6 protein-coding genes are annotated in these 11840 nt (G+C 62.1%); 4 read left to right on the top strand and 2 right to left on the bottom strand.

Features of this window, described 5'->3' with window-relative positions; translation table 11 throughout:
• Positions 1–96: 96 nt before the first annotated feature.
• Entirely contained in the window at positions 97–1035 is a 939-nt protein-coding gene (locus EV286_RS03705; RefSeq protein ID WP_132955638.1) for a DMT family transporter, read from the bottom strand.
• Between the two features lie 453 nt (positions 1036–1488).
• Between EV286_RS03705 and EV286_RS32730 the strand changes: the two genes are divergently transcribed.
• From EV286_RS32730 to EV286_RS03685, 4 genes are all read left to right on the top strand, one after another.
• The gene (locus EV286_RS32730) at positions 1489–2604 is read left to right on the top strand and encodes a methyl-accepting chemotaxis protein (protein WP_132955637.1); all 1116 of its coding nucleotides are present in this window, start codon (positions 1489–1491) and stop codon (positions 2602–2604) included.
• A 263-nt stretch (positions 2605–2867) separates the two neighbouring features.
• Positions 2868–5516 (top strand): aminopeptidase N, encoded by a 2649-nt coding sequence (gene pepN, locus EV286_RS03695; protein ID WP_132955636.1) that lies wholly within the window; start codon positions 2868–2870, stop codon positions 5514–5516.
• 156 nt (positions 5517–5672) lie between these two features.
• Complete coding sequence (locus EV286_RS03690; protein ID WP_245500594.1) at positions 5673–6362, top strand: LssY C-terminal domain-containing protein; 690 nt, start codon at positions 5673–5675, stop codon at positions 6360–6362.
• Positions 6363–6537: 175 nt separating this feature from the next.
• Positions 6538–8853, top strand: a complete 2316-nt coding sequence (locus tag EV286_RS03685) for a PAS domain-containing sensor histidine kinase (protein ID WP_132955634.1) — start codon at positions 6538–6540, stop codon at positions 8851–8853.
• Between the two features lie 6 nt (positions 8854–8859).
• Here EV286_RS03685 and EV286_RS03680 read toward each other — a convergent pair whose 3' ends face one another.
• On the bottom strand, positions 8860–11811 hold the full coding sequence (locus tag EV286_RS03680; protein WP_132955633.1) for a bifunctional [glutamine synthetase] adenylyltransferase/[glutamine synthetase]-adenylyl-L-tyrosine phosphorylase: 2952 nt from the start codon (positions 11809–11811) through the stop codon (positions 8860–8862).
• Positions 11812–11840 lie beyond the last annotated feature (29 nt).

Genomic DNA, 11840 nt, shown 5'->3' with positions numbered 1-11840 from the left:
TGACACTCCGAAACCACAAGAACTCACCAATGAGTTTCTTGCATTGCGGCATTTCCACCGCGGCCGGGATGCCGGCTCGCTCGAGGCGATGGCGTGCTAACCCGGCGGGGGACTAGCCTTCCTTGCGGCCTGGCGCGCGAGCCCCAGTTGGTGCTCGCGATAGATGATGAATATGCCTGCCGCCACCACGATCGCGGTGCCGATCAGCATCGACACCGTCGGAACATCCCCAAAAAGCACGAACGCGACAATGGTTCCAAGCAGGATCGACGTGTATTCGAAAGGCGCGATCGTCGAGACGTCGGCGTGCCTGTAGCTCTCCGTCAGCAGGATCTGGGCAACGCCGCCGCAGAAGCCTGCAAGCACGAGGAGGATAAGGGACCGCGGGGGCAACTCGTTCCAGCCGAAGGGAAGCGTCACCAGCGAGAACAGCGAAGCGGTCAGGGAAAAGTAGAGGACGATCGTCGCGGTCTTCTCCTCCTCCACTAGGCGCCTGACCTGGATCATCGCCAAGGCCGCGAGGACCGAGGAAAGGAGGACGGTGGCGGCGCCAAGCGCCTGCTCCGATCCGAGGCCGCCTTCGCGAAACAGCGTCAGCTTCGGCCACGTGATAATCACGACGCCGATCATTCCCACGAAGACCGCCGACCAGCGGTAGACGCGCACCTTCTCGCCAAGGAAGATCGCGGCGCACATGACAGCCATCAGGGGCGTCGCATAGCCGATGGCGATGGCCTCCGGCAGGGGCAGGTGCACGAGTCCGTAGAAACCGAGCCCCATGGAAATGATGCCGAGCGTCCCGCGCTTCAGGTGGCCAAGCGGGTTCTTCGTGTAGAAGGCGCCGCGAAGCTGCCTGCGGTAAGCGAGGAACGCCATGATCGGAATGATGGCGAAGGCGGAACGGTAGAAGGTGACCTGGCCGGGCGCCATCTCGGTTCCGGCAAGCTTGATGCAGGTCTGCATGACCAGAAAGACGCACACCGACAAGACCTTGAGCACAATGCCCCGCATCGGGTTTTGTAGTAGCACGTCCATTCGATGAGACTCTTGCTGCGCATGCGCAGAGGGAGGGATGTTGGGCTGCCCTGTCGACTCGAAGTGGCAAGGGCGATGTCTCATCCTAACCGGACCATGACGCACGTGGCAAAGAAAACGCGTCCTTCGGCAGGCATTTCTCGAAAAGGTGCAGATTTGCGGCCAAATGGCCACAAAGTTTTGCGTTTCGGCCGCAATTTTATGTATTTCCTTGTCGAAATCACCAAAACTTGACGAATGTCGCTCCGGTTTTACAGCGCCATCATGATGCACGCTCCGGCTGCTGCAGTACTGCGAAATATAGATCGCAAGTTCTATTGTTCTTCATTCGTGGGTTAACGCTTTTAAAACCATGAATTAGTAGGCTCATTCATATTTTCAGAGGCAGATCGCGGCGTTGGCGGACACTCCGGCGCGCCGCTGGCCAGCCGTATCATTTTCAGGATGAACTTGATGTCTTCGATTAGAGCCGAGAACCAGAACCAGAACCAATCAATGCCGGCGGCAACGCCGCGGTCCATGCGGGTGATCACCGACGGCATCGGCACTGATCTTGAGCGTTTCAGCGCCGACAACACGCATATCGTCAAGCAGATCAAGCTTCTGGCCATCAACGCGCTGATCGAGGCGGCTCGCGCCGGTGAAACCGGCAAGGGCTTTGCGGTCGTCGCAAACGAGGTGCAACGGCTTGCGCAGATCGCAAGCGACATCGCCGGCAGGTTCCAGGACAACGTGCTCGGCCGCATCGGGCTCAGCCGGTCGATGGCCGAATCGCTGGTTTCCGAAATGGAGGGCGTGCGTCTCAGCGACCTCGCCCAGACGCTCGTCCAGCTCATCGTTCGCAATCTCTTCGAACGCACCGCCGACGTGCGCTGGTGGGCGACCGACACGGCGCTGTGGGAAGCGTTGCAGGATCCGCAGCCTGCGCGCATCGCATTTGCCGCCGAAAGGCTTGGCGTCATCAACCGCTTCTATACGGTCTACCTGGATCTCGTCGTGACGGACCTCTCGGGCCGCGTGATCGCCTCGGCAAATCCGCAATTCCAGCGGAAGCTTGCCGGCGCTTCTCTTTCCATGGACTCGTGGTTTAAGTCGGCCGCTGGCTGCTCGTCGGGCGACGAGTACATCGTCGACGAAGTCAAGCCGAGCCCGTTTCACAACGATCGCAACGTGCTCGTCTACGCCACCGGCATTCGCGAGGGAGGCAAGCTCGACGGCAAGCTTCTGGGCACGCTCGGCGTCTATTTCGACTGGCAAAACCAGGGTCAGGCAATCGTCGACAAAGAAGCCAACCTGCCTCCGCAAATCGCGGAAAAGACCACCATCATGCTGCTCGACGGGAAGAGCCGCGTGATCGCGGCCAGCAATCCCGCCCTGCTCTTCACCCAGTTCGCGCTCAGCAATCCCAACCACCAGATGCGGGGCAGCTACTACGACAACAACGGCTCGATCGTCGCGTTCGCCAAGACTCTGGGCTACGAGGACTATGACGGGCTCGGCTGGTATGGCGTCGTAGTCCAGCAAACGGAAAACGAAACGGCCATAAGGGCCGCGCTTAACCTCAAGTAGCAGCCTCGAAGGTCTCCTCCAATGCCAGCGTCGCCGCGCGACGGCCCATCCGCCCGCGCGGTTTTTGCACGGGTGAGGACGATCTAAGTGACTCGTTCACCGTGGCAAATGCTTCCTTCCGGAACACAAAAATGCTTTAACGTTGGTTCAGAATTTGATGCAACTATGCCGCAGCACATTCTCCGCAGATGGCGTCCCCGCAGGGATGCCGCGTCTGTACCGTCCACGCAGAACAGCCTCACAGCGCCTCATCAGGAAACACCATGCGAACAGACCAAGGCCAGGTCGTCAATCTGGCAGATTACCGCCCCACCGACTTCGTTCTGGAAAGGGTGGACCTGACCTTCGAGCTGGATCCTACGGCAACGAAAGTGGAGGCCCGCCTGATCTTCCACAGGCGCGAGGGGTCTGATCTCAAGGCCTCGCTGGTCCTCGATGGCGACGAACTGAGCCTCGCAGGCCTGTTGCTGGATCAGGTCGAGATGCCGGCCGAACAGTATACGGCAACGGCCGACAGCCTTACGGTGCGCGACCTGCCCGCTGCCGCTCCGTTCGAACTGACGATAACGACGATCATCAATCCCGAAGCCAATACGCAGTTGATGGGGCTCTACCGCACCGGCGGCGTCTACTGCACCCAATGCGAGGCCGAGGGCTTCCGCCGCATCACCTATTTCCCCGATCGACCGGACGTGCTTGCGCCCTACACGGTCAACATCATCGCCGACAAGGCTGCCAATCCGCTGCTGCTTTCCAACGGCAACTTCCTGGGCGGTGCCGGCTATGGCGAAGGCAAGCATTTCGCCGCCTGGTTCGATCCGCACCCGAAACCGAGCTATCTCTTTGCGCTCGTTGCCGGCGATCTCGGCGTCGTGGAAGACACGTTCACGACCATGTCCGGCCGCGAGGTAGCTCTCAAGATCTATGTCGAGCACGGCAAGGAGCCGCGCGCGACCTATGCCATGGACGCGCTGAAGCGCTCGATGAAGTGGGACGAGGAGGTCTTCGGCCGCGAATACGATCTCGACATCTTCATGATCGTCGCAGTGTCGGACTTCAACATGGGGGCGATGGAGAACAAGGGCCTCAACATCTTCAACGACAAGTACGTGCTTGCCGATCCCGAGACGGCCACCGATGCCGACTACGCCAATATCGAGGCGATCATCGCGCATGAATACTTCCACAACTGGACCGGCAATCGCATAACCTGCCGGGACTGGTTCCAGCTCTGCCTCAAGGAAGGCCTGACGGTCTATCGCGACCAGGAATTCTCCTCCGACCAGCGTTCACGCGCGGTACAGCGCATCGCCGATGTCCGGCACCTGAAATCGGAGCAGTTCCCCGAGGACGGCGGCCCGCTCGCTCATCCGGTTCGCCCGACAAAATATCGTGAAATCAACAACTTCTACACCCGCACCGTCTATGAGAAGGGCGCCGAGGTGACGCGCATGATCGCGACGCTCGTCGGTGCGCAGACCTTCCGGAAAGGCATGGACATCTATTTTGATCGCCATGACGGCCAGGCGGTCACGATCGAGGATTTCGTCAAGTGCTTCGAGGATGCGAGCGGCCGCGATCTCACGCAGTTCTCCCTCTGGTATCACCAGGCCGGCACGCCGCTCGTTACCGCCTCGGGGTCCTATGACGCGGCCGCATCCACCTTCAGCCTCTCGCTTGAACAGATGGTGCCGGCCACGCCCGGCCAGCCGACCAAGGAGCCGCTGCACATCCCGCTGAGGATCGCGCTGCTCGGCCACAACGGCTCGCAGTTCGCCACCAAGACGGTCACCGGTGCCGAGATAACGGGCGATGTCCTTCATCTGATCGGCCGCAGCCAGACAGCCGTCTTCCATGGAATCTCGTCGCGCCCCGTCGTTTCCATCAATCGCAGCTTTTCGGCTCCCATCAACCTGCAGTTCGATCAGAGCGAGGCCGACCTTGCTCTCATCGCGCACCACGAGACCGACAACTTCGCGCGGTGGCAGGCGCTGACCGACCTTGCCCTGCCGAACCTTCTCCAGGCGGCGCGCGATGCCCGCGTCGAAAAGCAGGTCACCTGCGATGCGACTTTCATCGATGCTCTTCTCGCTGCCGCGCAGGATGACAGCCTGGAGCCGGCTTTCCGCACCCAGGCGCTTGCACTGCCGGGCGAGGCCGACATCGCCCGCGAACTCGGCAGCAACAACGATCCGGACGCCATCCACGCCGGAAGACAGGCCGTGCTGTCGCTGATCGCAGCCGCCGGCATGGATGTCTTCGAAACGCTGCACAAGGCCATGGCGACGCCCGGCGAGTTCCGCCCCGCTGCGGCGGACGCAGGCCGGCGCGCGCTGCGCAATGCCGCGCTTACCTTCCTCTCTTACGCCGACAACGCACCGGGACGCGCGAAAGCCGCCTTCGATAACGCGACGAACATGACCGACCTCGGGCATGCATTGTCGATTCTTGCACATCGCTTCCCCGATTCGGCAGAGGCCGCCTATGCGCTCGACGCCTTCCGTGATCGTTTTGCGGACAATGCCCTTGTGATCGACAAATGGTTTGCAATCCAGGCCGGCACGCCAGGTGCGGCGACCCTCGACCGCGTGCTGAAGCTCATGGAGAACCCCTCGTTTAAGCGGAGCAATCCAAACCGCGTGCGCGCCCTGGTCGGTACCTTCGCCTTCACCAACTCCACGGGCTTCAACCGTGCCGATGGTGCGGGTTATCGCCTCCTCGCCAAGGAGATCCTGGATATCGACCCACGCAACCCGCAGCTAGCCGCCCGCCTCCTTACGGCGATGCGCTCCTGGCGGTCGCTGGAGCCTGTCCGCGCGGATCACGCGCGCTCCGCGCTCATGGAGATCGAACGGGCCAACGGCCTTTCGACGGATGTGCGCGATATCGTGGAGCGTGTTCTGAAGGGCTGATTTCGGCCCTTCCGCAGCGGATGCGGCCAACAGAAAATCGCGGTTGAACGTTCTTTCCTGAGAACTAAACGTCCAACCGCGGTTGTGATATATGGTCAGGGGAGTTCTTGGGGAGGAGCTGCGCGGACGGGGATGCGACATCGCACGAAAACACGTATGGCGATAAGCGGCGTGATCGCGCTGCTGGTAGCCTATCTGGCTGTTGCCTATTTCCTTGTCCCCGAGATCTGGATCCTTCATGACTCCAGCCGGGTCTCCGAGCTCAAGATGGTAACGACGACCGCGCAGGACATTCCCGGCGATCCTATCAATGTCGGTCTTGTCGGTTCGAAGGAACAGGTCATCCGGGCATTTGCGGCCGCCCGATGGGACCCTGCCGACAAGATTACATTGCGCACATCGGCGGAAATCGGATTGAGCGTCGTGCTCGACCGACCGGATCTCGATGCGCCGGTGAGCCCGCTGTTCTTTGAAGGCCGCAAACAGGATCTGGCATTCGAAAAGGCCGTTGGCAGAAGCGCGGATGAGCGGAACCACGTGCGGTTCTGGCTGACCGATAGGACGGGCAAGGACGGGCGCCCGCTCTGGCTTGGCTCGGCGAGCTTTGACCGCGGCGTGGGCCTGAGCCACGACACCGGCCAGATCACGCATCACATCGGGCCGGATGTAGACGCGGAACGGGATCTCATGATCGGCGATCTCCTCAAGGCCGGACAGCTCTCGTCGACATATGAAATCCCGGGCATCGGAGCGACCAAGGACGGTCGCAACGGTGGCGGCGATCCGTATTTCACCGATGGAAAGGCACTGGTCGGGGTGCTTCGCGATCCCAACCTTCCTCAATAGGTGGGGCCAGCGGCGCGGCTAATGCTGGCACCCTTGACATGAGTCGCGCGAAAAATCAGGACTCACAATTAGTTAACAAAGTTTTCCCGACCCTCTGGACAACGCGAATCACCTTTGATTCATTAAGGCAGATTCGGGCGAGCGGCGTAGCGAATCACACGAGGGACAATATCAGATGGCGAACGTGCGGCAGGCAACTGCGGCCGGTGGACGGCTGCGTGTCGATTTTGGCGGGCTCAGGGCCTGGCACGAAAGCTTTTCGGACAATTCGGGCATACGGGCCGAATTGGTATCCCGGCACTTTCCGAGGGTGGAGGCGATCCTCAAGCGCGTCATTCCCGTCCTGATCGTCGCATTTCTCTTTGTCGTGGCCGCCGCGCATGTCTTCGGGATGCTGATGGAACACAGCCGCATGTCGGCTTCGGCGCGGCATGCCACGGCACTTGCGGCTGCAGCGGCTTCCGCAGCCTTTGCCGGCGACCCGACAATCCTCGATACAGGCAATCGTGCCGCAGCCGAACAACGCATCGCCACTTACCTGCCGCAGGACCGGCTCGATTCCGAAGCCTTCGTGCTGCTGGTCCAGCCGAGCGGCAGGGTCTTCGGCGCCTCCGCAGCAGGCTTTACCTTTGTCGGCCAGAATATCTCCGACTTTTTCCCCGAGGTCTCGGCGATCCGCCGCTTCGGTGACCAGCAGGGCGTCATCGAGACGACGATCGACGGCGAGGCCGCTTACGCGGAGATCTCGCTGGTTGGCGGCAAGGGCAGCTTCATCGTAACAGCAACGTCTCAGAGACAGATCGATGCGCTGTGGCGCGACGAGCTGACGCTGAACGTCACGCTCTTTGCCGGGATATCCTCGATCCTTCTCGTCATCCTCTATGCCTACTACACGCAGGTTAATCGGGCGCGCAGCGCCGACGAGATCTTCCTTGAATCCAACCTTCGCGTTGAAACGGCTCTGTCGCGTGGTCGCTGCGGGCTCTGGGATTTCGATTTCTCAAGCCGGGAATTCTTCTGGTCACGGTCAATGTACAGCATGCTCGGACTGCCGGCCGCCGACAAGACGCTGACCTTTGCCGATGCAGCCCGCCTGATCCATCCGGACGATGGCGGCCTGCACCAGCTCGCGCGGGCGGTTGCAAGGGGCAATGCCGGCCAGGTCGACCAGGTTTTCCGCATGCGCCATGCAGCGGGCCACTATGTCTGGATGCGGGCACGCGCGCAGGTCATCCGCGCCAATTCTGGCCGCCTGCACATGATCGGCATCGCCATGGACGTTACCGAGCAGCGCCGCCTCGCGCAGCGCTACGCCGAAGCCGACCAGCGCCTTGCAGACGCCATCGAGTGCACGTCGGAAGCCTTCGTGCTGTGGGACAAGAATGACCGTCTGGTCATGTGCAACGCCCACTTCCAGCAGGCTTACGGCCTGCCAGACCGGGTGCTGGTGCCCGGCACGGAGCGCAGCGTCGTCAACGCCGCCGCCGCCCGCCCGGTCATCGAACGGCGCGTCGCCGACGTGGGCGGCTCGGGCTATTCGCGCACGACCGAGGTGCAGCTTGCCGATGAGCGCTGGCTGCAGATCAACGAGCGGCGTACGCGCGACGGCGGCATGGTCTCTGTCGGTACCGACATTAGCCTGCTCAAGCGCCACCAGGAGCGGTTGCGCGAATCCGAGCGGCGCCTGATGGCAACGATCAACGATCTCTCCGCCTCGCGCCAGACGCTCGAGCGGCAAAAGGCCGAGCTCTCGACCGCGAACTCGAACTATCTCGCCGAAAAGGAACGCGCCGAGGCCGCGAACAGGGCCAAGTCGGAATTCCTGGCCAACATGTCCCACGAACTGCGGACGCCGCTGAACGCCATCCTCGGCTTTTCCGAGATCCTGCAGGACCAGATGTTCGGTCCGCTCGGATCCTCGAAATACAACGAATACTCCAAAGACATCCATGACAGCGGCAAGCACCTGCTGAACGTCATCAACGACATCCTCGACATGTCGAAGATCGAGGCGGGCCACATGAAGCTCACCTGCGAGAAGATCGATCTGGCCCCTCTGATCGAGGAGAGCCTCCGGTTCACGGCGGTCACGGCCGCCCAGAAGGATATCGTCGTCGAGCAGCGCGTAAACGACGGCATCAGCCTTCTCGCCGACAGGCGTGCAATGAAGCAGATTCTGCTCAACCTTCTCTCCAACGCCGTGAAGTTCACGGATGAAGGCGGCCATATCGCCGTTCGCGCACGCCAGGTCAGGCACGGCGTCGTCCTCACGATCGCCGATACCGGCATCGGCATCCCGAAGGCCGCGCTCGGAAAGATCGGCCAGCCCTTCGAGCAGGTGCAGAGCCAGTATGCCAAGAGCAAGGGAGGCTCCGGCCTTGGCCTCGCCATCTCCCGCTCGCTGACCCTGCTCCATGGCGGCAGGATGAACATCCGCTCGCGTGAGGGCGTCGGAACCGTCGTGTCACTCCTCATCCCGAATAGGCGCTAACGCCCTTCAGGCATCCACGACGGTCAGGAAGACCTTGCGCACAGCCTTGGAAAGCCGCTTCACTTCTGACTCTAGCGTCTTGATGTCGGGGCAGTCGCCGGCCCTGCAGACAAGCTCGATCAGCCCGGAAGGCGCTTCCTTCGGGTCGAACTTGCCGTCTATGCAGAGACGGATGAGCTGGGAAAGCTCCGTGTAAAGTGCCAGCGCCTCAAGGCAGATATCGAGATCAGGCAGGTAGATAAGCTTCTCGCCGAGGCATTTCAGTGTCTCGCCGGTGTTGAGCCCGCGCGGCGCTTCGTGCACGCCCTCGGCGGGCGCGATCAGCGCGAGATACTGGGCGATGAATTCGATGTCGATCAGCCCGCCCGGGATCAGCTTGAGATCCCATATGTCGGCCGGTGGCTTCTCGCGCTCGATAAGCGCCCGCATTTCTGAGACATCGCTGGTGATCTTCGCGACATTGCGCTTTGCCGAGAGAACAGATGCGATGATCTGCTCCGCCTCGGTGATCAACCCGGCATCGCCGCAGAGGAGCCGGGAGCGACTGAGTGCCATGTGCTCCCACGTCCAGGCCTCCTCGCGTTGGTATTTTGCGAATGAATTGATACGCGTCGCAACCGGCCCCTTGTTGCCGGATGGACGCAGGCGCATGTCCACCTCGTAGAGCACGCCCTCGGCCGTCGGCGCCGACAGGGCCGATATCAGCCGCTGGGTCACGCGCGTGAAGTAGCGCGTCGCATCGAGCGGCTTTGCACCGTCGGACTCGCCGGCATTGCCGTCATAGTCGTACAGAAGGATGAGGTCGACGTCCGAGCCCGCCGTCAGCTCGAAGCTGCCGAGCTTGCCCATGCCTGCGACTGCGATGCGCCCGCCCGGGAAGTCGCCGTGGTTCGCCTTCATCTCCTTCATGACCGCGTCCAACGCCGCCTCGATGACGAGATCGGCCAGATAAGTGAAAGCGCGGGCGGCCATCGCCCCGCTGATCGCGCCGGTCAACAGGCGAATGCCGATGAGAAATTTCTGTTCGGATGCGAAAATCCGGAGCCGGTCCAGCACCTCCTCGTAATGCCGTGCCGCCGCCAGGAAGGCCGTGATGCGCTCGGCGAGATAGTCGCGTGTCGGCAATTGCGCCATCAGGCTGGGATCGAGCATCCCGTCGAAGACGTGGGGCTTGGCGGCAATGATGTCGGCGAGCCGCGGCGCCGATGACATGATGTTGACGATCAGGAAGAGCAGCGCCTGATTGTTGCCGAGCAGCGAGAAGAGCTGGATGCCGGACGGAAGGCCGGAGAGGAAATGGTCGAAGCGCAGCAGCGCCTCGTCCGCCCTCTTGCTCTCGCCGAAGACACGCAGCAGCTGGGGCGCGAGCTCCGTGAGCCGCTCTCGCGCCTCGACCGATTGCGTCGCCTTGTAGCGGCCGTAGTGCCAGGTCCGGATGACGCGCGAGATGTCGGAAGGACGCTCGAAGCCCAGTTTGCGCAGGGTCTCCAGCGTATCCGGGTCGTCGCCCTGACCGGTGAAGACAAGGTTTCCCGTTTCCGTCGAAAGCCTCGCCTCCTGTTCGAACAGCCGCGCATAGCGTTTCTCGACGGTCTTGAGGACGGATACCAGCGCCGCGGAAAAACTCGTCGTGTCTTCGTAGCCGAGCATGAAGGCGATCCGCTTCATGTCCGCGTCGCTCTCCGGAAGCAGGTGCGTCTGCTCGTCGCGCACCATCTGGATGCGGTGCTCGACATCGCGCAGGAACCAGTAGGCCTCCACCAGCTCGTCGCGAATCGCCTCATCGATCCATTTTGCCTTCGTCAGCTCGTTGAGTGCCGCCTCCGTCCCGCGGCAGCGCAGCGCCGGCGTTCGTCCGCCGGCGATCAACTGCTGCGTCTGGACGAAGAATTCGATCTCGCGGATGCCGCCGCGGCCGAGCTTTACGTTGTGACCCTTGACTGCGATTGCGCCATGGCCCTTGTGCGCGTGGATCTGCCGCTTGATCGAGTGGATATCCGCGATCGCCGCATAGTCGAGGTATTTGCGGAATACGAATGGCACGAGGTCGCGTATGAAGGCCGCACCTGCCTCAAGGTCACCCGCGACCGCGCGTGCCTTGATGAATGCTGCGCGCTCCCAGTTCTGTCCCCTGCCCTCATAGTAGATCATGGCAGCGTCAACAGGGATGGCGAGCGGGGTGGAACCGGGGTCCGGGCGCAGGCGCAGATCCGCACGGAAGACATAGCCGTCGGCCGTGCGCTCCTGAAGGATGCGTACCAGCCGCCGCATCAGCCGGGGGAAGATGTCGATTGCATCGCTGGGATCGGGGACGATGCCCGCCTCCGGGTCGAAGAAGATGACCAGATCGATGTCGGAGGAATAGTTCAGCTCCTCGGCGCCGAGCTTGCCCATGCCCAGTACGATGAGGCCGGAGCCTTCGCTCGGCGCAGCGGGATTGCGCAGCTGCAGCTTGCCGCTCTCGTGCGAGGAGGCGAGAAGATGATCGATCGCCGCGGAGACCGCCGCCTGCGCGAACGCGCTCAAGCACCGCGTCGTCGTGCGCGCGTCGAAGATGCGGGCGAGATCGGCCAGCGCGACGAGGAAAGCAATCCGGCGCTTTGCGACGCGAAGGCGGCTCATGACTTCGAGCTCCGATGGCGCTCCGTCATCTCCCCTCCAGGCAAACCTGGCCTCCTGGATGATCCTCTCCACCTCCTGCCCGATCGGCTTGGAAATCGCTGTCGTCACGAGTGTCCGATCGACCATCGCCAGTTCCCGCAGATAGGGGGAGAGCGTCAGGGCCGCCGTGATGAATTCCTTGAGCGGGCCGTCGCCCGCCAGCATCTCGGCGACCGGCGGTTGGTCGCTGGCAATTTCCTTCAGATCGGCGAGAGCAGACTTCAACTCGGCCTGGTTGAGCGGACGGAGAAGGCCCGGCGCCACATCTCTCAGGCTCTGGTCGAAATTCGACGTCATACGGTCCTCCCCGACCGAAACAGAATTGC

The organism is Rhizobium sp. BK251, assembly GCF_004345245.1.
GTDB lineage: Bacteria > Pseudomonadota > Alphaproteobacteria > Rhizobiales > Rhizobiaceae > Rhizobium.
This window is presented reverse-complemented; position numbering and strand designations above follow the sequence as displayed.